The organism is Hyalangium versicolor (assembly GCF_020103695.1).
Classification (GTDB): Bacteria; Myxococcota; Myxococcia; order Myxococcales; family Myxococcaceae; genus Hyalangium; species Hyalangium versicolor.
This window is the reverse complement of sequence record NZ_JAHXBF010000010.1, coordinates 101,925-123,253: the sequence shown is the minus strand read 5'-3', so window position 1 is coordinate 123,253 and position 21,329 is coordinate 101,925. Positions and strand designations below refer to the sequence as shown.

Sequence of the window (21,329 nt, the reverse complement as noted above, 5' to 3'; positions counted from 1 at the left end):
TTTCCCATGTTCGTTTGTGTCGCACGCCTCACCCTGCAGATTCACGAGAGCGGCTCGCTCAAGGCCAAGCGCCAGGTCCTCCGCCGGGTGACCGAGCGGGTGAAGGCTCGCTTCAACGTCGCCGTCGCGGAGGTGGAGGATCAGGACCTCTGGCAGAAGGCCACCATCGCCCTGGCCGTCGTGGGCAACGAGCGGGCCCATGTGGATGAGCAGATGGAGAAGATCATCCACTTCGTGGAGGAGATGTACGTCGCACCGCTGCTGACCCGGGAGAAGGAGATTCTCGCCTTCGGCGACAAGCTCTTCGCCCATGAGGTGGCGCCTGCCTCCTCTCGCTCCCACAAGGGGCAGCATGAGGACGAGGAGTTGGACGGGGACGAGGAGGGCTTGAGCCCCGATGAGCTGATTGCCAGCTTGAACCGGGCGGAGCGCTCTCTGGCGGAGGCCGAGGGGATGGCGGATTGGGAACGGCGGCACGAGGGCAAGGAGAGCGTTGGCAAGCCCGCGCCCTCGGGCGGAGGCCCGTTGACGCTGGATGAAGCCCGGGCGCGCGCGCGCAACCTGCGCAACCCCCGGGATTGGGAGAAGAAATGAGCACGCATTCTCGACCCGAGCGCGTCGGCCAGGAGATCCAGGCCGCCATCGGACAGATCCTCGCTCGCGGTGAGCTGAGGGATCCGCGCATCGGCTACATCACCATCACCGGCGTCAAGGTCTCCCCGGATCTGCGCGTAGCCCGCGTCTTCTATTCCATGCTGGGCACTGACAAGGAGCGTCAGGAGACCCAGAAGGGCCTGGATGCCGCCAAGGGCTACGTGCGCCGGGAAGTCACCTCCGCCGTCAACCTGCGCGTATCCCCCGAGATCTTCTTCTCCTTCGATGAGTCCGTGGGAGAGGGCGACAAGATCGACCGCCTGCTGCGCGAGGTTCGCGAGAAGGAAGGCTGGTAAGCGCGCTGCGCGGCATCCATGATGTAAGTTGAGTCGGCCATGGACGGCGTCCTCGTCATCGATAAACCCTCGGGCCCTACTTCCTTCGACGTGGTGCGGCAGGTGCGCGCACTGCTCAAGGTGAAGAAGGCAGGGCACACCGGAACCCTCGACCCCATGGCGACGGGAGTGCTGCCGATCTGCCTGGGCGAGGCCACCAAGGTGGCCGGCCTCATCACCGAGAGTGACAAGGCCTACGACGCCACCATCCGGCTGGGCGTGGAGACGGACACCCAGGACGCCCAGGGCAAGGTGACGGCGGAGGCGCCCGTGCCGCCCCTGACGGCCACCCTGCTGGAGACGCTGCTCGCGCCCTTCCGGGGCACCTTCGAGCAGGTGCCGCCCATGTACTCGGCGGTGAAGGTGGCCGGGAAGCGCCTGTACGAACTGGCTCGGGCCGGTGAGGAGGTCGAGCGGGCGAGCCGCCAGGTGACTGTCTACGAGCTCATACTGCGCGACTTCTCCTCCAACCAGCTGAAGCTCTCGGTGCGCTGCTCCAAGGGCTTCTTCGTCCGCACACTGGCTTATGACATCGGCCGGGCGCTCGGCTGTGGGGCCCATCTGGAAGCACTGCGTCGTACCGTGAGCGGGCCCTTCACGCTGGCTCAGGCGCTGCCCCTGGCGGAGCTGCCGACACTGGCTCAGGACCGGACGGCGGTGGCTCGCAAGCTCCTGTCCCTCTCCGAGGCGCTGGCCCACCTGCCCTCCCTGCGCGTGAGCGCTGCAGAGGCCGCCCGGGTCACCCACGGCGTGCCCCTGGAGGCCCTCCCCATGCCGGGCCGCATCCGCGTGCTCGGGCCGGACGGGGCCCTGCTGGCCGTCGCCGAGGTGGTGAAGGGCCGGCTGAGCTACCTGCGCGTGCTCGCTGGATAGATAGGAGACCCTTGGCTCGGGCGCTCGATATCACCGTGGTGGTGGCTCCACCGCTCCGCAATGCCTTCGAGGGACGCTCCGTCCTCAGTCTGGGCCTGCCCGCGGAGGCGGACCTCGGCGATGTGGTGGAGACCCTGCTCCGCCTCTATCCGAGGACCCGGAGCTTCATGGCCGGGGACCGGGGCACCCCTGGCGGCCGCTACATGCACCTGGTTCTGGATGGCGGGGCCGAGGCCCAGGAGGGGGTCCAGGGCCGTGGAGGGCTTGCTGCTGGACACAAGATCTTCGTCTTCGCCCTGTCCCGTCCTACACCGAGCAACCAGCCGGACCTGGAAGGTTGACCGTGTGCGCAGGTGAAGCTTATAAGCCCCCCGCCTGTTAGTAGGAAAAGGCCCGGTCTGTACCCCTCCGCGGACCGCGGCGCCTTGTTGTTCCACCGGAGCGGGGTATTCAAAAAGAGAGAACGATGTCGCTTCATCAGGAACGCAAGTCTGAGCTGGTCACGAAGTTCCGGACCCATGAGACGGACACCGGGTCCCCCGAGGTGCAGGTGGCGCTGCTGTCCGAGCGCATCAACATGCTCACCGAGCACTTCAAGACCCACAAGAAGGACCACCACTCGCGGCGGGGCCTTCTGAAGCTGGTCGGTCAGCGCCGCCGGCTCCTGGACTACCTCAAGACCAAGGACACCGCTCGCTACCGCAAGCTCATCGAGGGCCTCGGTATCCGCAAGTAGGCCCGTAGCACCTGGGGCGCTGGCATCCACCAGCGCCCCTCGCGTTTGTTGTGTCGTCGTTTGGACGTTTGTTGGAAGTGAAGTGAGGAGGGGCGAGGAAGGAGCAAGGGTAGGGTGCTCGCGGAAGTTTTGGTTTCCGTTCGGAGAGGCTGACTGGGATTTCGAGGTCGGCCTTCGCGATCAGGGATCAAAATTCCGCAGGATCCCTCTCCGGCGCTCCCAGGCGCCCCAATGTGCAGTCAGACCGCGGTTGCCCGATTCCGCCTGTCCCTAGGCCTGGCGACCGCTCAACACCCGGGGCCCACCGGGGCGCGAACCGCTCTTCGCCACAGGCGACGCGGGACGTGCACGGCACGGGCCTTCCGAGAAGCAAAGGCAAGGACATGCTGAAGAAGACCGTCAAGATTGGTGACAGTGAGCTGAGCATCGAGGTGGGCCGGATGGCCAAGCAGGCCGATGGCGCCGTCGTCGTGCGCTACGGCGACACGATGCTGCTCGTCACCGCGGTGAGCGCGAAGGAGAAGAAGGACGTCGACTTCCTCCCGCTCACGGTGGAGTACCAGGAGAAGCTGTATTCGGCCGGCCGCATCCCCGGCAGCTACTTCAAGCGCGAGGGCCGTCTCACGGAGAAGGAGACGCTGGCCAGCCGTCTCGTGGACCGCTCCGCTCGCCCGCTGTTCCCGGAGGGCTACGCGTACGAGACGCAGGTCATCGCCAGCGTCATCTCCGCGGATCCGGAGAATGAGGGTGACATCCACGGAATCACCGGCGCCTCCGCGGCGCTGTGGGTCTCCGACATCCCGTTCAACGGCCCCATCGCCGGCATCCGTGTGGGCCGCGTGGACGGCAAGTTCGTGGCCAACCCCACGCACAAGCAGCGCGAGCAGAGCGACATCGACCTGGTCATGGCGGTGAGCCGCGAGGCCATCGTCATGGTCGAGGGTGGCGCCGAGGAGGTCTCCGAGGCGGACATGGTGGCCGCGCTCGAGTTCGGCAAGCAGGCCGTCCAGCCTGCCCTGGACATCCAGGACGAGCTGCGCCGCGAGCTGAACAAGCAGGTGCGCTCCTACGAGAAGCTGCCCACCGTGGACGAGGCGCTCAAGGCCAAGGTCCGCGAGCTGGCCTGGGACGGCATCGTCAAGGGCTACACCATCAAGGAGAAGGCGTCCCGCTACGACTCGCTCAGCAAGGCCAAGAAGGAGGCCATCACCAAGCTCAAGGAGCAGCTGGGCGAGGCCTACACCCCCACCGTGGAGAAGCACGCCAAGTCGGTGGTGGAGGACCTGAAGTACGAGCACATGCGGCAGATCACCGTGGACGGAGGCCGCATCGGTGGCCGCGGGCACGATGAGGTCCGCAAGATCACCTGCGAGGTGGGCGTGCTCCCGCGCACCCACGGCAGCGCGCTGTTCACCCGCGGCGAGACGCAGGCCCTGGTCGTCACCACGCTGGGCACCAGCGAGGACGAGCAGCGGCTGGAGCTGCTGGGCGGCATGGCCTTTAAGCGCTTCATGCTGCACTACAACTTCCCGCCGTTCAGCGTGAACGAGACCAAGCCCCTGCGCGGCCCCGGCCGTCGCGAGGTGGGTCACGGCGCCCTGGCCGAGCGCGCCCTGCGCAACATGGCGCCCAAGGCCGAGAACTTCCCGTACACCATCCGCATCGTGTCGGACATCCTCGAGTCCAACGGTTCCTCGTCCATGGCCTCGGTGTGCGGCGGCACGCTGTCGCTGATGGACGCGGGCGTGCCCATCAAGGCGCCGGTGGCCGGCATCGCCATGGGCCTGGTGAAGGAGGGCGAGAAGATCGCCATCCTCTCGGACATCCTCGGTGACGAGGACCACCTGGGCGACATGGACTTCAAGGTGTGCGGCACCACCAAGGGCATCACCTCCATCCAGATGGACATCAAGATCACCGGTCTCACCACGGAGATCATGAGCCGCGCGCTGGAGCAGGCGCGTCAGGGCCGCATCCACATCCTGGGCGAGATGCTCAAGGCCATGCCCGAGGCGCGCAAGGAGATCAGCCAGTACGCCCCGCGCATCACCACCATCCAGATTCGTCCCGAGTACATCAAGAACGTCATCGGGCCGGGCGGCAAGGTCATCAAGGACATCATCGCCCGCACGGGTGCCTCGATTAACATCGAGGACTCGGGCCGCGTGGACATCGCCAGCGCCAACTCGGACTCGGTGAAGGCCGCCATCGCGATGATCCAGGCGCTCACCCGCGAGGCGGAGATCGGGAAGATCTACACGGGCACGGTGCGGAAGATCGCCGAGTTCGGCGCCTTCGTGGAGCTGTTCCCGGGCACCGACGGCCTCATCCACATTTCCGAGCTGTCCGACAAGCGCGTGAAGAGCGTGTCGGACGTGCTGAAGGAGGGCGATGAGGTGCTGGTGAAGGTCGTCAGCATCGACAAGACGGGCAAGATCCGCCTGTCTCGCAAGGAGGCCATGGCCGAGCGCGCCGCCGCTCAGCAGCAGGCCGCCACGCCTCCGGCCGCCGGTGACGCGGCTCCCGCGCCCACGCAGCCGAACGCGAAGGCCTGAGCCAGGGCTTGAACAGGCCTTGAGCCTTCAAGGCTGAACGGCGCCCTCCTCCACCTCCGGGTGGGGAGGGCGTTCGTGTTTCAAGGGGCTACGCCATCCACCCAGGGGGTGGCCGGCTCCTTCGGGTCTTCCTCGTTGAGGGCCAGCACCAGGCTGAGCCGCAGCCGAGGGCTCATGATGTTGGGGATCCGCTCCGCGCGCCGCAGTGCCTCCTCGATGAGGTGGACTGCCACCTCGCGTTCTCCTCGCCTGAGTCGGGCCAGCGCCTGCAGCTCCAGCACCTCCAGCGGCTCCTGCTCCATGGAGTGCGTATCCGAGCGCGCCTGCAGCGCTCGCCACTCCTCGGCTGAAGCCGGGCGTGTGGCCAGCTCTACCAGAGAGAGAAGAACGGACTCGGAGGCGCTGAACTCCGTGCCCGGCCGCTCCGCCAGCACCTGGCGGATGGCGTGCAGGGCCTGCCGCGTCAGCTCCTCCTTGCCCTCGTAGGCCAGCACCCGCGCGTGCAGCAGCAGCCCCCAGGGGCGGGGAGCGACTTCGGGGTGCTCTCGTTCCAGCTCCATCGCTCGGGCAATGTGGGGCGCCGCCGCCTGAGTGTCTCCCGCCTGGTAGTACAGCTCTCCCAGGTTGTGCTCGGCGAAGTACTCCCAGCCCCCCATGCCCAGCTCACGGCCCAGGCGCTTGAAGCGCTGCTGGTCCTCGATGGCGCGGGGCAGATCATTGAGGGCCACCCAGAGGTTGCGCCGATTGTTGATGGCGCTGCCCAGGTGCAGCCTGTCTCCGCGCTCCGTGCACGCCGCGATGCACTTCTCCAGCACCCGCTGGGCATCATCGATGCGGCCGAGGCCGGGGAGGATGAAGCCCAGCAGCAGCAGGGCGATGACGCGCGACTCGTAGCCCGCATCCCCCTGGCGCTCGGCCAGCTCCGCCGCGGCCTCCAGCAGGGCGCGGGCGTGCTCCCACTGCCCATTCCGCCACTGGGCCCGGCCCATTCCCAACATGAGCCGCACCTGCACCAGGGGCGAGTCCAGCAGGGCGACCATCGCGATCTCCATGGCTTCGAGGACGCGTTCCTCGGAGCGGACATAGTCGTTGCTCCAGTCGAAGGCCGTGGCCTCGTCCAGCAGCACCTCGACCTCCTCGCGCGCCTCGCCCAGCTCTCGTGCCATCTGCCGGGCCTGGGCCAGATCGGCCAGTGAGTCCTCGTAGCGGCCGATCCGGTAGCGCATCAGCCCACGGCCGCGCAGGGCGACGAGCCGCCGCGAGTCGGAGGCCTGGGACAGAAGCTCCAGGGCTCGGCTGTAGGTGGCTTCTGCCTCCAGGTAGGCATGGCGGTTACGGGTCGCCTCGGCCAGATCGATGTAGAGGGCGGCAGCCTCCGAGTGAAGCCCCGCGGCGGCGGAGTGAAAGGCGAGCCGGGGCAGCAGCTGGGGCTCGTGGATGCTGGCATCCATGTAGAAGACGTGGGCCGCATGGTGGAGGCGCCAGCGCTGCATCTCGGACAAGGAGCGGACCACCTCCTGGCGGATCAGCTCGTTTCGGAAGCGCAGCCCCTCCTGCCGGTGGTCCACCAGGAGCCCCAGTTCCACCAGTCGACGGGTGGCGTGGCGCGCATCCAGTGGGAAGTCGGTTGCGCCATCCTCCTGCTCCAGCGCGCGGACCACTCCGTCCACCTCATCGAGGGTGAACTCGCCCCCGAGCACCGCGCACAGCCGGGCATGGGCGACGAGCTCCGCGGGCAGCGCCCCCAATTCGTGATGGGCCAGCCATTCCACCAGTCGCAGCGTCGGCATCCGGTCCAGCTCGTCCGTGGCCAGGTACCAGCTGCCCCCAGGACGCTGGCGCACCAGCCCCTGGCGTTTGAGGCCGCGCGCCAGCTCGACGATGAAGAGCGGCGTGCGCTCGGCGCGCTCGACCAGGCGCTCCAGGGATTCAGCGGGCACGCTCTCGGCGGGGCGCAGCCCGGTGCGGCACAGCTCCATGGCGTCCGACAAGGGCAGAGGGCCGAGTGGCATGACAGAGCGGTGGGCGGCACGCCGGCCCCATTGAGGCCGGGTTCGCTCGAAGCCGGAGCGGGCCAGGACGCAGATCCAGAGGGGGAGCTCGGACTCGGCGCGCGTGGCGTACTCGAGGGCATCCAGGGCCATGTCCTCGGCGAAGTGGGCATCATCCAGCAGCAGGAGCAGCGGACGCGTGCGGGCCGTGGCGGCCAGGAGCTCACCCGTGGCGCGCACCGCCAGCATGCGCAGGGCGCCGGGGGCGGCGGCCTGGCTGCGCAGGTCCGTGGGAGTACTCCACCCCAGATAGGAGGCCACCGAGGGCCACAGCTCTTGAGCCAGGGAAGCTCCCACCAGCTCCGCGCATCGAGCACGGCAGGTGGTCTCGCTTCCCGTGGACTCACCCAGGAACTCGCGCAGCAGCAGACGCAGCGTGCTCTCCGGATCGCCCTGGATGGGTTCTCGGGCTCGCAGCGAGAGCACGTGCGCGCTCGGAACCTGCTCGTACAGGTGCTGAACGAGGGCGGCGGCCAGGTGACTCTTTCCCTGTCCTCTGTCTCCCAGCACGGAGGCGAGCGTGGGCGCCCGGTCCTGAACGGCTGTGCGAGCGCTGTGCACCAGCTCCGCCAGCTCTCCCTGACGGCCCACCAAGACCCCATGACCCAGACGCACCACGCTGGTGTCCTCGCGGGCTGCTTCGGGCAGGGCTCGGCGGAAGAGGCCCTCGCGCTCGGGGATGGGCACGCACTTCAGGTCGGGCATTCCCTCCAGCGCCACGGCCGTCAGCAGCAGCGTGGGGGGATCCTCCTCGGCGGGATAGCACTCCAGGCGGGAGAAGAGCGGCGTCAGGTAGCGGGGAGGTCCGTGGGCGCGGCGCTGGACTCGCACCATGGCCACGTCCACCAGGACGTTGGCGGCCATGCCCTCGGCGCACAGGTGCTCGGCGCACAGGTGCGCGCGCTGGAGCGGATTGGCCGCGGTCTCCGGATCGAAGACGGCGGCGAAGCGGGTCCCCTCACGGAAGGCGAGCTGTCCGCCACCCCGAGTCAGCGCCTTCTGCACCGCGAGGGGGTTGGCCCCCGAGCGCAGGAAGAGCACAGCCACGGAGCGGTGCTGAGAGGGAGGAGCACGGACCGGCGCACTCGCGAGAGCGGGCGCCACGGAGGAGGAGTGATCGAGTGCCTGTTGCAGGGCCAGGGCCAGCTCCTGGGCGGAGGCGTAGCGGCGTGACGGCTCCTTGGCCAGGCAGCGCAGCGCCACCTCTTCGAGGGGAGCGGGGACAGGGGCCAGCTCCGAGGGGCGAGGGGGACGGCGAGAGAGGTGGGCCTGACGGACCTCCGCGGCGGAACCGAAGAAGGGCGTCCGACCGGTGAGCATCTCGTAGAGGATGACGCCCGCCGAGTACACATCCGTGCGTTCGTCCAGTGCCTCCAAGCCATCGCACTGCTCGGGAGCCATGTACTCGGCGGTGCCGGCGTAGACGAGCCCTCGCGCCGCACTGCTCTGGGACACAGGGAGGGACAACGGCCGGGCCAGGCCGAAATCGAAGAGCCCCAGGGTCCACGTTGCCTCGTCGAGGAAGATGTTCTCCGGCTTGAGATCGCAGTGGATGAAGCCGCGAAGGTGGATGGTGCCGAGCGCTTGCGCCAGGGCCAGCGCGGCCAGCCCAGCCTCGGGCAGTGGGCCCTGTTGCCGCGCCAGGCGCTCGGCGAGCAGCGGATGGGCAATGAACTGCATGACGAAGTAGGGAGGGCCGTCGGCCAACCTACCTGTCTCGTACACCTCGGGCACGGTGGGAGGACCGATGGCTCGCAGCGCTTCGATCTCCCGCTCTGAATCGGCCCCTGCCACGCCCTGGGGGCGGTGCAATACCTTGATGGCCACGCGCAGGCCGTCGTGGCAGCGCCGGGCCGCCAGCAGCGTGCCGAAGCCGCCCTGGGCCACCGTGCGCTCCAACTCGTAGCCCGGGAAGGCCAGCGCAGGCAGCGGTCTGGGCGTGGCGGGAGGCTCGCTGCACGGAGCGGCTCCTTGGAGGCAGAAGAGATGGCCTCCCTCCCAGCGTTGCCCGCATGTCAGGCAGCGTGGCACGTGCTGCCCCCCTTTCTCAGACGCAGCCCGCCGACCGCGAGCCGCCGTGTATCCAGTCACTTCCTCATGCGCCTGGCCGTTCTGCTCCGTGGTGGGAAGGCTTCAGTGGCAAGGTCCGCTGTCCAGGCTTGGCATCATCTACCTTTGAGGAAGGAGGGGGGCTTGGGATCTGCTCAGGTGATGCAGGCGCGTCGGGACTCGGGAGTCATGGCGAAGCCTGAGGTATCGCGGAGGACCCATCCCGCGGTGTCGGTCAGTGGGCCGCCGGTGATCTCGATTCCGTCGGGGCCCTGGCGCGTCTCCACCTGGCCCACGTGGACACAGAGGTGGACACTCACGCTTGAACCGGCAACCCGTTCCTGAGTGCGTTGGTGGAGTTCTCGAGCGACGGACAGCAATTCAGGGAGCACCAAGGACGGGGAGGCATCCAGCAGGCGCACGCCGAGCAGAGCCATGCCCATCTGCTCGGCGAGGATGAAGCCCTTCTCACACAGCTTCTGTTCCAGAGCGTCGAGGACGCTGGAGACGGTGGTGTAGGCGTCATCGTCTTCGTTGCCCAGAGGCAGCGTGGCCTCGGCGTGGATGACGAAGGCTGAGGCACTGCTGGGGTGGGGGGTGGAGGGCGAGGACGCGGGATCCAGGGCCTCGCGGAGTGCGGCCAGCAGCGCGGAGACAGAGGGGTAGCGCCGGTCCGACTCCTTGTCCATGCAGCGCTGCACCACGGCATCCACCGTGGTGGGGACGGGCGCGCGAGCGCTGGGGCGAGGAATCGGAGCCTCCAGGTGCATGCGCTCGACTTCCAGATTGTTGGTGGCTTGAAAGGGATGCTCGCCAGTGAGCAGGCGGAAGAGCAGGACACCGAGGGCATAGATGTCGGTGGCCGGACCGATGACACCGCCGCGGATCTGCTCGGGAGCCATGGCGTGAGGCGTGCCCAGGCGCTCACCGTCCGTGGTGATGCCGGGCTCACCGGGCTCGGGGTGGAGAATCTTGGCGATGCCGAAGTCGAGCAGCTTGATCTGGGGCGGATGGGCGTCGGAGACGACAGCGACATTGCTGGCCTTGAGGTCGCGGTGAACGACACCTGCGCGGTGAGCCGCCTCGAGCGCGGCGCAGATGGGAGTCAGGAACTCCAGGGTGCGATCCGGTGACAGACGCCCGCGCTCCAGCAGCACCTGGCTCAGGGTGCGCGAGGGCAGCAACTCCATCACGTAGTAGGGGCTCCCATCCGGCAGCAGACCGAAGTCGTACACATTCACGATGTTCGGATGGCGGATCTGGTTGACGACCCGGGCCTCGCGGACGAAGCGCTGGAGCATCTCTCCCTTGTCACTCAGGTGCGAGTGCAACACTTTGACCGCGGCTCGTCGTCTGAGGATGCGGTGTTCGGCTTGATAGACGGTGCCGTGTCCTCCGGTGCCCACCACGGCTTGCAGCAGGTATTCACCGGCGAATGTGCCCAAACCCGTCTTTCGGCTAGGAGGTTCTCCTTGGGACGAGAGAGGCATACCCCCCGAAAACAGGAATCGTGAGCTCGTCGTATCTGGCATTTCCTTGATTGTACGAGCAGGTATGAGTCGAGCTTCGATGGCACCGGGGGGAGGGCCGTTTGTTGAGTGGATGGTAGATGCCGCTGGGCGATCGGTGGAAGGTCCTGATCTTCCAAGGAGAAGGTCAGGGGATGCAGGCACGCTGGGTCTCGGGAGTCATGGCGAAGCCCGAGGCATCGCGGACGATCCATCCCGCGGTGTCGGTCAGTGGGCCGCCGGTGATCTCGATTCCGCCCGGGCCCTGCCGTGTATCCACCTGGCCCAGGTGGACACAGAGGTGGACGCTCGCGCGTGAATCGGCAACCCGCGCCTGGGCGCGCTGGTGGAGTTCCCGGGCGAAGGCGAGCAGTTCCTCAGGCTTCAAGGAAGGGGAGGCATCCAGCAGGCGCACGCCGAGCAGAGCCATGCCCATCTGCTCGGCGAGGATGAAGCCCTTCTCACACAGTTCCTGCTCAAGGCTGTCGAGGACGTTGGAGACGGTGGTGTAGGCATCATCATCGTCGTTGCCCAGGGGCAGCGTGGCCTCGGCGTGGATGACGAAGGCGGGAGCACTGCGGTGATGGGAAGGGGCAGGGGAGGACGGAGGAGCCAGGGCCTCGCGGAGCGCGGCCAGCAGCGCGGAGGCAGAGGGGTAGCGCCGGTCCGACTCCTTGTCCATGCAGCGCTGCACCACGGCATCCACCGTGGTGGGGACGGGAGCGCGAGCGCTGGGGCGGGGAACAGGAGCCTCCAGGTGCATGCGTTCGATCTCCAGGGGATTGGCGGAGGAGAAGGGATGGTCACCGGTGAGCAGGCGGAAGAGCAGGGCACCGAGGGCATAGATGTCGGTGGCCGGACCGATGACACCGCCGCGAATCTGTTCCGGAGCCATGGCGTGAGGCGTGCCCAGGCGCTCACCGTCCGTGGTGATGCCGGGCTCACCGGGCTCGGGGTGGAGAATCTTGGCGATGCCGAAGTCGAGCAGCTTGACCTGGGGTGGGTGGGCGTCGGAGACGACGGCGACATTGCTGGCCTTGAGGTCGCGGTGAACGACACCTGCGCGGTGAGCCGCCTCGAGTGCGGCGCAGATGGGAGCCAGGAACTCCAGGGCTCGGTCCGGTGACAACCGGATCTGTTCCTGCAGCACCTGGTTCAGGGTGCGCGAAGGCAGCAGCTCCATGACGTAGTAGGGGCTGCCGTCCGGCAGCACGCCGAAGTCGTAGATGCCCACGATGTTGGGGTGGCGGATCCGGTTGATGAGCTGGGCCTCGCGGACGAAGCGCTGGAGCATCTCGTCCTTGTCATTCAGGTGCGAGTGCAACACCTTCACCGCCGCGCGGTGCCTGAGGATGCGGTGCTCGGCCTGATAGACGGTGCCGTGTCCCCCCGTGCCCACCACGGCCTGCAGCAGGTATTCACCCGCAAGCGCTCCCGGGGCTGCCCTCCACGCCGCCCGCTCCTCTCGCGTGAGGCGGGGGGAGCTATCTGAAATCAGGAAATGGGTGATTGACGTGTCTTCCATGGTTTCCATTGTACGGACGGACGAGGACCTGTGAGCGATGGCCCTCCGGGGAGGGAGAGCTGTCGAGTAGATGGCAGACTGCTCTGTCGCTCGGTTCAGACACCTTGAGTCCTCTGCTGGAGGGGTGGCTGGCCTCTGGCGACGGGACGGGGAAAGATCCTCGGGTCCGCTCGCACGTTGAAGGCGCGAGCCCGTTCCCGGAGCCTTCGTGTCCCTGTCACCGCTGACGCCTCGCGCCAAGCCGTCTGGCCCGCTCTCGGGGCTCTCGCGCTTCATGGGTGGCTTCCGCTGGGCCTTCATGCCCCTGGGGCTGCTGGCCCTCATCGCCGTGGGCGTGCATGCGGCGGCGGACACGCTCGATGATCGGCTGTTGTCGCTGGTGGACCTGGCGGACGCGGCCTTCGACAAATGGGTGGGCGCCTCCAGCGTCACCGAGGGACTGGTGGATCTCGTCTCGCTGGAGCAGCGCACCGTGATCGCCCGCGCGCTGGCCCTGGTGTGGGAGTTGTCCGTGGACCTGGTGCTGGCCCTTCCCGCGCTCGGCTACCGCGAGTCGCGCGCCTCCGCGGAGCAGGAGCCCTGGCGCAAGTACCTCCAGCAGGACACGCGGCCCACCTGGCGTCAGCTCTTCCTTCGCTCGCTGCGCAAGCCCACCACGGTTCGATGGACGCGGCCATTGGCCACGGGCGCCGTGGTGCTCGCGGGGGCGTGCGCGGTGGCCCGGCTCGTTCAGGGCTCGGTGTACCTCTCCTGGCGCGAGTTGCTGGGAGAGCAGGCCGCGGACGTAGCGGCGAGGGGATTGGCGCTGGGCGCGCTGGTGGGCATCCTCGCATCGCTGGGATGGCGCGCGGTGCTGCGCAACCTCCAGCACGCGGATACCGCCTCCCAGGAGAACATCCACAGCCGGTTGCAGGCGCTCTCGTATGGGCTCGCGGGCTCGGCGCTCGCGGTGCCCCTGGCGCTCGCCGCGGCGCTGGATGCCTCGCCCCTCCTCTCCTTCCTGCGCTGAGGTGGCTTCGTGTTCTCTCGCAACGCACGCGGCCTGCTCGACTTCCTGATGGCCTCCCTGTGCCTGTGGGCCGCGTACCACCACACGCCCGCGGGGGCGCTGATACGGCGCGGTGCGGCCTGGGCCTTCCACTCCCGAAGCACCGCCCGTCCGCTGCTGGCCTACTACGATGGCGTGAGCAGCTCGGGGGTGACCACCTCCGCGCTCGTCCCGGTGGCTCCGCTCGTGCGTCCTCTCTCCGAGGCCGGTTCGCTCGCATATGGCACGCACCTGGCGCTCAAGGGCCTCCAGCCGAAGGCGCAGCAGCCCGTGCTGGCGCTGGCGGCCGAGCTGGGTGTTCCCTCCGCCGCGCTGCTGGACGGGACGCAGGGGCCCGAGGCAGCGCGCAAGCTCCTCGACGCTCTCTCTGGAGACTTTCCGAACGAGGAGGCCCGCCTCACCGCTGTGTTCGCGGGCCGCATCCCCGCGCGCTATGCGCTGGAGCGCGTGTCGGCCGAAGGCGGCACGCCCACCCTGGAGCGGCTCTCGCAGCAACTGCCGCCCGGCTTCGAGGACGCGACGGTGGCGGCGGCCCAGGCGCTGGCGCTCACCACCGCGTTCGGGTTGTCCTGGCCCGTTCCGGAGTCGACGCGCATCTCCAGCCCGTTCGGCTATCGCATCCACCCCACGCTGGGCACCCGGAAGCTGCACACGGGCGTGGACCTCAGCGTGCCCCAGGGGACGGAGGTCCACGTGGTGGAGGACGGTACCGTGCGGCGCGCGAGCGAAGACTCGGTGAACGGCCGGGTGCTCATCGTCGACCACGGGCGCGGCGTGACGACGGCCTACTGCCACAACTCGGAGTTGTTGGTGGCGGTAGGACAGCGAGTGAAACGCGGGGACGTCATCGCCCATTCGGGCAACACAGGCCGCTCCACCGGCCCCCACGTCCACTACCAGCTCGAGCTCTCCTCCCAGCCCGTGGATCCGCTGCGCTTCCACGCGGGCCCGCGTGCCGTGGCCAGCGACTCCAGCCTCTGACAAGTCAGTCCCCGCGCTGACACGTCAGCTCCTCGCAGTGACGTGTCAGCCTCGCTCCGAGGCCTCGGAAGGACCTGGGTTTTCGAGGGAGCAGGCAAGGAAGCACGGTCAGGCACCGGGTTTGCTAGTTCGCGAGGGGCAACGCTAGAACTGTCGCGTTCCCGACAGGGTCAGCTCACAAGGATCCCCCCTCATGGATGAACTCATCAATCAGCTCAAGACGCTCGCACTCACCGAGGCAGTGCCCTTCCTGATCAAGCTGGGTGGCGCGCTGGTGATGTGGTTCGTCGGGCGCACGGTCATCAGCGGCTTCCAGCGCGTGCTGCAACTCACGATGCAGAAGCGGAAGATCGACTCAACGCTGATCCGCTACGTCGAGTCGCTCTTCTCCAGCGCCCTGACCATCCTCCTGGGTTTGGCGCTGCTGGGGGTGATGGGCATCGAGACGACCTCGTTCGCTGCGCTGCTGGCCGCGGCGGGTATCGCCATCGGCTCGGCCTGGTCGGGGCTGCTCTCCAACTTCGCCGCTGGCGTCTTCCTGCTGGTGCTGCGGCCGTTCCGGGTGGGGGATGAGATCAACTCGGGCGAAGTCACCGGGGTGGTGCAGGAGATCGGCCTGTTCGTCACCGCCATCGACACGACGGACAACCTGCGCATCTTCGTCGGCAACGCCCGCCTGCTCGGCGACAACATCATCAACTTCAGCCACCATCCCCACCGCAAGATCACCGTCAAGCTGCCGTTGCTCCATGGCGCGGATGTCCAAGCGGTCAAGCGCGCCCTGGAGGCGAGGGTGGTTGCCGTGCCCGACGTCCTGTCCGAGCCCGCGCTCTCCGTCGAGGTGGAGGAGTTCACGGTGACCGGGCCGGTGCTCGCGGTACAGGCCTGGTGCAAGCCGATCCATGCCAACGCGGTCAAGGACGGTATGGGGCAGGCCATCCAGGAGGCCCTCGCCGCGGCGGGGTATGCGATCCCGGGACAGCAGGCACCTTGGGTTCTCCCCAAGGCGGGCTGAATCCCACCTCGAAACAGGCGTCCCGGCACGCCCGTTCATGCTAGGTGGGGCCGTCATGGTGACCCTACAGGTTCGACGCGTCCGTCCCGACCATCCGGATCCGCTCCCGCTGCCTCGGTATGAGACGGCGCTGGCCGCCGGAATGGATCTCCGAGCGGACATCGAGGGGGAGCGGACGCTGCGTCCGCTCGAGCGCCTGGCTGTTCCCACCGGGCTCTCCATCGCGCTGCCTCCCGGCTACGAGGGGCAGGTGCGTCCCCGCTCGGGGCTGGCGCTCAAGCACGGCGTCACCCTGCTGAACTCCCCTGGCACCATCGACGCGGACTACCGGGGCGAAGTCCACGCGATCCTGGTGAACCTCTCCCAGGAGCCCTTCACCCTGCGCCGAGGTGATCGGGTGGCGCAGCTGGTGGTCGCACCCGTCACCACCGCGGAGCTCCAGGAAGTGGCCGTTCTGGATGCCACCCCTCGGGGGGAGGGGGGGTTCGGCTCGACGGGGAGGTGATACGGGATTGTTCCTTGCTGCCCCTGTGGAGGGCGGGATGATAAGGAGACTTCGGGCCGGCCGGACAGAGGCCCCTGAAGGAGCTGGAGTCCCCCCCCGTGCTCTGCTACCGCTGCGGAAGCCACGTCCCTGAGACGACCGATACCTGCCCGACCTGCGGCCAGAAGTTCGACGCGTCGGCCCGGCAGGCATCAGGTGCGTCCACGCGCAAGCGGGGCGGTGGGGAGGGCGCGCCCTACAAGTCGGGAGACATCGTCGCCGGGCGCTATGTCGTCCAGGACATGGTGGGCGCCGGGCCCGTGGGCTACGTCTTCCGGGTGCTGGACCGGGCGAATGACGTGGAAGTCGCCCTCAAGGCCATCAACCCCCGGCTCCTTCAGGAGCCCGAGGAGCGCACCCAGTTCTCGCTGGTGCTGAAGGTCGGCAAGAAGCTCAACCACCCGTATCTGTCTCGCGTGTACGAAGAGGGCTTCGACCAGGAGCGCCCCTACTTCACCTCGCAGCTCATCGACGGCATGACGCTGCGCCGGATGATGGAGATGCGCGCCGCCAAGGGGCAGCCCTTCACCCTCCGAGAGGTGGAGCCGCTGCTCAGCCAGCTCGCCTCCGCGCTGGATGCCGCGCACCGGTACGGGCCTCACTCGGACCTCAAGCCCGAGAACATCATCGTCCTGCCAGACCTGCTCAAGGTGACGGACTACGGGCTCGCGCTCGGCCTCCCCCGTCCTCCCTACGTCCAGGCCCAGAAGGGCTACCGCGCTGATGCCTACATCGCTCCCGAGTACGTGTCCGGCAGCGAGATCGACTCGCGCATGGACCTCTACTCGCTCGCGGTCATCGTGGGCGAGATGCTCACCGGGCTGATGCCGGACGCGGACGGCATCCCCGAGGTCCTGATGAAGAATCCGGACCTCCCGCCCGCCTTCGAGGCGCTCTACCGGCGCGCGCTCAACTCCAACCCGCTGGTCCGGCCGAAGTCCGCCGGTGAGTTCGCCGCCGAGTTCTCCTCCATCCTGTCGAAGGGGGCGGGGAAGCGCGCGCCTCCGCAGGCCCCACCCCTGGGGAACTCGGCGCTGAGCGACAAGGCGCGGACCTCCGAGAAGCCGCCGCCACCGGTGCCGACGGATCAGCTTCCCATCGTCAGCCTGTCTCCGCCGATCCCCTCGCGCCCTTCGCTCGAGCACGATGCGCCGGTCGATGCCACCCAGCCAATGGATGCGGCGATGCTGGCGGCCATCATGGCGGCGCCTCCCGGGTCCACCTTGAGGCCCGATGGGACCATCAAGCCTCCGGAGCCTCGGCCCTCGGCGGAGTCTCGTGGCGGCAAGTCGTCGCCCACGGAGCCGCCCGTGTCTTCTCCTTCTTCGGCGTCCGCGGGAAATCCGCCTCGGGCTGCTCCCGCGGAAAAGGCTTCTGCGGTTTCGGGGGCTCGTCAGGCTGTGAAGCCGGCCGTGGCCCGCCCCGTGGTGAGGAAGGTGGAGAAGCGGCCTCTGCCGACACTCGGGCTGGTGTTGCTCACCATCGCCGGGTTGGCGACGGGCGCGGGCGTGGGCTTCCTGCTGCTCAAGCGCATGGGGGCTCAGGGTGGGGGAGATCCGACCCCCGTGCCGCCTCCCGTGTCCCAGCCGGTGCCTCCGGCGCCTCCGGCCTCCCCGCAGGGCAGTCCGATGGCGCTTGCCGCCCGCTGTCCTCAGGACATGAAGCAGGTGAGCGGTGGCACCTTCAAGCGCGGTGCTCCTCCGAATGAGAAGGAGCGGATGGCGGACGAGCGGTTGCTCGAGAGCGTCCAGGTCTCCACCTTCTGCATCGATGAATACGAGTACCCCAACAAGGAAGGGGACCTCCCCCTCGTCAACGTGACTTGGGAGCAGGCGCGCCAGGCCTGCGAGAGCAAGCAGAAGCGGCTCTGCTCGGAGGAGGAGTGGGAGAAGGCCTGCAAGGGCCCGGGCAACGCGCTCTTCCCCTACGCGAACGAGTTCAACGCCAGCGCCTGCAACACGAAGGATGCCAACGAGAAGGATCGCGCCCTGGCCGTGGCGGGTCATTTCGCGGGCTGTCGCTCCGGCTACCAGGTCGCTGATCTCTCCGGGAACGTGGCGGAGTGGACGGCCTCGCCGTTCGCGGGCAACAACCCGAACAAGACCCTGAAGGGCGGCGCCTTCAACCGGACGGACTCCGCGGTTCGCTGCTCGGCGCGCACCAGCGGGGAGCCGGACAAGCCGGAGCCCACCGTGGGCTTCCGTTGCTGCGCGGGTGTCCAGCAATGAGGAGCACCCGGGCCGCGCTGCTGCTGGCGCTGCTGCCCCTGGTGGCTGCTGCCCAGGCTCGCCCGAAGGTGGTGGCGGTGAAGTCCACCGCGCTCGCGCCCTATGCGTCCGTGCTCGCGGGCTTCCGCGCGGAGGCGGACGCGGATGTGCAGGAGCTGATGCTGGACGAGAGCCCCACCGCTGCGGCCAAGGTCTTCAAGGCGTTGGCACTGCAGAAGCCGATGCTGGTGCTGGCCATCGGGCCCCTGGCGGCCAACGCCGCGCGGCGCTCGCTGGGCGAGGAGATCCCCGTTCTCTTCGTCATGGTGCCCTACTTCGAGAAGTACGGCCTGGAAGGCCCCAACGTCACGGGCATCGCGCTGACGAGCGACTACACGCCGGAGCTGGGTGCGCTCAAGGCGATGCTTCCCAAGGCGAAGCGGGTGGGCATCCTGCATGATCCCCGCTTTTCGGCGAGGCAGGTGCAGACGGCCCAGGAGTCCGCCAGCGCGCAGGGGCTCTCCATCGTCCCGCTGGAGGTGGAGTCCCAGGCGCGGGTGGAGAAGGTGCTTGCGGGCGCGGCGGGCAAGGTGGATGCGATGCTGATGGTGGCGGACAAGACGGTGGCCAACACCACCGTCGTCGAGGCGCTCATCACCTTCGCCACCGCGCAGAAGATTCCCCTGGTGGCGCTCACGCCCAGCCAGGTGAAGGAGGGCGCCACGCTCTCGCTGGCCCCCAGCCCCACGGCCATTGGCCAGCAAGCGGGGCGGCTGGCCAACCGCATCATCCACGAGAAGGTGGATCCCGGCGCGCTGGCGGTGGCGCAGCCGGAGGGCATGGACATGGCCATCAGTCTCACCGCCAGCCGAAAGCTCAGCTCCTCCTGCGACGTCGTGATGGAACTGCTCCGGTACGCGGCGAAGCGGGACTTTCCCGTCAAGGTCTTCGAGTGATTCCAAGATACAGCCGACAGGAGATGGCTTCCCTCTGGTCCGACGTCGCCCGTTACCGCCGCTGGCGGGACGTGGAGCTCGCCGCGCTGGAGGGCATGGTCGAATCAGGGCTCGCCCCCAAGGAGGCGCTGGAGGACTGCCGGGCGCGCGCCGGGGACTTCACGCCCCAGGATGCCGCCCGCATCGAGGAGATCGAGCGCACCACCAAGCATGACGTGATCGCGTTCCTCACCTTCATGGAGGAGCGCATCGGCCCCAGCGCTCGGTGGCTGCACATGGGGATGACGTCCTCGGACGTGCTGGACACGGCGCTGGGGATGACGCTCCGGGATGCGTTGGATCTGATCCTCCAGGGGCTGTCGCGGGTGATGGCGGCGGTGGAGAAGCGCGCCTTCGAGCACAAGAACACGGTGATGATGGGGCGCAGCCACGGCATCCACGCCGAGCCCATCACCTTCGGGTACAAGCTGGCCATCTGGTACGACGAGCTGAGCCGCGCCCGGGCCCGGTTGGAGCACGCCCGGGAGAGCATCGCCGTGGGGATGATCTCCGGCGCGGTGGGCACGTTCGCGCACCTGCCTCCGACAGTGGAGGAGCACGTGTGCCGCAAGCTGGGGCTCCACGCGGAGCCGGCCTCGAGCCAGATCATCCAGCGGGACAGGCACGCGGAGTTCTTCTCGGCCCTGGCCCTGCTGGGTGCCAGCATCGAGAAGTTCGCGGTGGAGATCCGCCACCTGCAGCGCACGGAGGTTCGCGAGGCCGAGGAGCCCTTCACCCCGGGGCAGAAGGGCTCCAGCGCCATGCCGCACAAGCGCAACCCCATCCTCTCGGAGAACCTGACGGGGCTGGCTCGGCTGCTGCGCGGCTACGCGGTGAGCGCCCTGGAGGACGTGGCGCTGTGGCACGAGCGGGACATCTCGCACTCGTCCGTGGAGCGCGTCATCGGGCCGGATGCCACCATCCTGGCGGACTTCATGCTCCACCGGTTCGCGGGGCTGATGGAGAACCTGCGCGTCTACCCCGAGCAGATGGCGAAGAACGTGGAGCTGCTGGGCGGAGTGGTGAATTCGCAGCGCATCCTGCTGGAGCTGGCTCGCAAGGGGATGGACCGGCAGGCCGCCTATGTCATCGTCCAGCGCAACGCGATGAAGATGTACGAGGAGGGCGTGAGCTTCCGCGAATCGCTGCTGAAGGACGCGGATCTGCTGAAGATGATGAGCATCGAGGAGATCAACGACTGCTTCTCCACCGGCTACCACACGCGACACGTGGACGACATCTTCCGCCGCGTGTTCGGCCGCAGCCAGTAGGCGCGCCCGGGTTCAGCTGACGTCGAGGTGCCAGGGGATGAGGCCATCCCCGGCGCAGGCCTCCTGGATGACCTCGGCCATGAGGGCCACGCTCTGGGAGGGGAAGAAGACGCCCAGCTCCTGGGGAGCGCCCGCCACCATGCGCACCAGTCCCGTGCCTCGGAAGATGCCTCCGGGCACTCGCGCCATCTCCGCCGCGCTGGCGAGCCCCATGCCCACCGGGTAGCGCCGGCGTTGCGCGTGAAGCAGGCCTCCCGCCAGCATGAGCAGGGTGAGCTGCCTGTTCCGGTGAGGCCTCTCCAGATAGCCCGGATCCAGCTCCACCAGCTCGTCGCGGCGCAGGCGCGGGAGGCCCGTGAGGGTGGGGATGTAGATGCGCTGCCACACGTCGGGGATCAGCTGCTCGAACTGGAAGGGAGCGCTGGAGGCGCGGGTGAGGGAGAGGGCTCCCACCGCTCGTTTTGTGCCTGCGCGCACGGCCTCGACGAGGAGGAACTCGCTGCGCTCGGGATCTCCACCGAGGGCGTTCGGGGGAGTGTTCAGCTCGATGGATCGTTGCTCCTGCAAACGGTGGATGGCGGCCCTGTCGGACGGGGTTGCCAGCCGGAACACATACTGCGTCATGGGCTTCTCCTGTCTCTGCTGGCCGACGGGCTGAGCAAGGGACATGCCGTCACGCTGTCGCTCTCAGATGGAGCGTCAGACGTGTCAGTCAGGGCGTGAGAGGCCAGTTCGGCGTGTCAGTCGCCGTGTCAGCCGCTGACTGCTGCGTCCTTGCTGGATGGGCCACCTGGACCGACGTGTGCCCAAAGGGGCTCCTCTTTGTTGGCACGGCTCGCAACCCTTGGCGCACCCATTAGTGCCGCGCAGATGGAAGAGAAGTGGGCGACGTGGCAGGTGCGCGCGGTGGACCCGACGCCGGGTGTCATCGTTGCGCGGGCAGCACTGCCCTAACGTGGAGTTCTCCAGACAGTCAGTGGGG

17 protein-coding genes are annotated in these 21,329 nt (G+C 68.1%); 13 read left to right on the top strand and 4 right to left on the bottom strand.

Going from position 1 to position 21,329, the window contains the following annotated elements; all coding sequences use genetic code 11:
* The first annotated feature begins 6 nt into the window (after positions 1-6).
* The 6 genes from KY501_RS21575 to pnp all read left to right on the top strand — a co-directional run bounded on the left by KY501_RS21575 (position 7) and on the right by pnp (position 5,153).
* On the top strand, positions 7-594 hold the full coding sequence (locus KY501_RS21575) for a DUF503 domain-containing protein (protein ID WP_224365118.1): 588 nt from the start codon (positions 7-9) through the stop codon (positions 592-594).
* A complete protein-coding gene (rbfA, locus tag KY501_RS21570) occupies positions 591-950 on the top strand; it encodes a 30S ribosome-binding factor RbfA (protein WP_224365117.1) in 360 nt (119 codons plus the stop codon). The genes KY501_RS21575 and rbfA overlap by 4 nt, the downstream gene beginning before the upstream one ends.
* Positions 951-989: 39 nt before the next feature.
* A complete protein-coding gene (truB, locus tag KY501_RS21565; RefSeq protein WP_224365116.1) occupies positions 990-1,862 on the top strand; it encodes a tRNA pseudouridine(55) synthase TruB in 873 nt (290 codons plus the stop codon).
* A gap of 11 nt (positions 1,863-1,873) precedes the next feature.
* Positions 1,874-2,203: a hypothetical protein gene (locus tag KY501_RS21560; RefSeq protein ID WP_224365115.1), complete on the top strand. Its 330-nt coding sequence runs from the start codon at positions 1,874-1,876 to the stop codon at positions 2,201-2,203.
* A gap of 125 nt (positions 2,204-2,328) precedes the next feature.
* Positions 2,329-2,598, top strand: a complete 270-nt coding sequence (gene rpsO, locus KY501_RS21555; RefSeq protein ID WP_224245426.1) for a 30S ribosomal protein S15 — start codon at positions 2,329-2,331, stop codon at positions 2,596-2,598.
* Between the two features lie 383 nt (positions 2,599-2,981).
* Positions 2,982-5,153, top strand: coding sequence for a polyribonucleotide nucleotidyltransferase (gene pnp / locus KY501_RS21550; RefSeq protein WP_224365114.1), 2,172 nt, complete (start codon positions 2,982-2,984; stop codon positions 5,151-5,153).
* A gap of 80 nt (positions 5,154-5,233) precedes the next feature.
* On the opposite strand, the gene KY501_RS21545 is transcribed toward pnp, so the two are convergent.
* The 3 genes from KY501_RS21545 to KY501_RS21535 form a co-directional block, all read right to left on the bottom strand.
* Positions 5,234-9,235, bottom strand: a complete 4,002-nt coding sequence (locus KY501_RS21545) for a serine/threonine-protein kinase (protein WP_224365113.1) — start codon at positions 9,233-9,235, stop codon at positions 5,234-5,236.
* Positions 9,236-9,408: 173 nt separating this feature from the next.
* Positions 9,409-10,698 (bottom strand): serine/threonine-protein kinase, encoded by a 1,290-nt coding sequence (locus tag KY501_RS21540; protein ID WP_224365112.1) that lies wholly within the window; start codon positions 10,696-10,698, stop codon positions 9,409-9,411.
* A gap of 211 nt (positions 10,699-10,909) precedes the next feature.
* Positions 10,910-12,286: a serine/threonine-protein kinase gene (locus tag KY501_RS21535; protein ID WP_224365111.1), complete on the bottom strand. Its 1,377-nt coding sequence runs from the start codon at positions 12,284-12,286 to the stop codon at positions 10,910-10,912.
* Positions 12,287-12,494: 208 nt separating this feature from the next.
* Between KY501_RS21535 and KY501_RS21530 the strand changes: the two genes are divergently transcribed.
* From KY501_RS21530 to purB, 7 genes are all read left to right on the top strand, one after another.
* Positions 12,495-13,295 carry a hypothetical protein gene (locus KY501_RS21530; protein WP_224365110.1) on the top strand — a complete coding sequence of 267 codons (801 nt, stop codon included), beginning with the start codon at positions 12,495-12,497 and terminating at the stop codon, positions 13,293-13,295.
* A gap of 9 nt (positions 13,296-13,304) precedes the next feature.
* Positions 13,305-14,315, top strand: coding sequence for a M23 family metallopeptidase (locus tag KY501_RS21525; protein WP_224365109.1), 1,011 nt, complete (start codon positions 13,305-13,307; stop codon positions 14,313-14,315).
* A gap of 193 nt (positions 14,316-14,508) precedes the next feature.
* Entirely contained in the window at positions 14,509-15,330 is an 822-nt protein-coding gene (locus tag KY501_RS21520) for a mechanosensitive ion channel family protein (RefSeq protein WP_224365108.1), read from the top strand.
* A 55-nt stretch (positions 15,331-15,385) separates the two neighbouring features.
* On the top strand, positions 15,386-15,835 hold the full coding sequence (gene dut, locus KY501_RS21515) for a dUTP diphosphatase (protein ID WP_373691630.1): 450 nt from the start codon (positions 15,386-15,388) through the stop codon (positions 15,833-15,835).
* A gap of 98 nt (positions 15,836-15,933) precedes the next feature.
* The gene (locus KY501_RS21510; RefSeq protein WP_224365106.1) at positions 15,934-18,102 is read left to right on the top strand and encodes a bifunctional serine/threonine-protein kinase/formylglycine-generating enzyme family protein; all 2,169 of its coding nucleotides are present in this window, start codon (positions 15,934-15,936) and stop codon (positions 18,100-18,102) included.
* Complete coding sequence (locus tag KY501_RS21505) at positions 18,099-19,037, top strand: ABC transporter substrate-binding protein (protein WP_224365105.1); 939 nt, start codon at positions 18,099-18,101, stop codon at positions 19,035-19,037. The genes KY501_RS21510 and KY501_RS21505 overlap by 4 nt, the downstream gene beginning before the upstream one ends.
* A complete protein-coding gene (gene purB / locus KY501_RS21500) occupies positions 19,034-20,347 on the top strand; it encodes an adenylosuccinate lyase (RefSeq protein WP_224365104.1) in 1,314 nt (437 codons plus the stop codon). The genes KY501_RS21505 and purB overlap by 4 nt, the downstream gene beginning before the upstream one ends.
* Before the next feature lie 12 nt (positions 20,348-20,359).
* Here the strand turns inward: purB and KY501_RS21495 are convergent, their stop codons facing one another.
* On the bottom strand, positions 20,360-20,971 hold the full coding sequence (locus KY501_RS21495) for a hypothetical protein (RefSeq protein WP_224365103.1): 612 nt from the start codon (positions 20,969-20,971) through the stop codon (positions 20,360-20,362).
* Positions 20,972-21,329 lie beyond the last annotated feature (358 nt).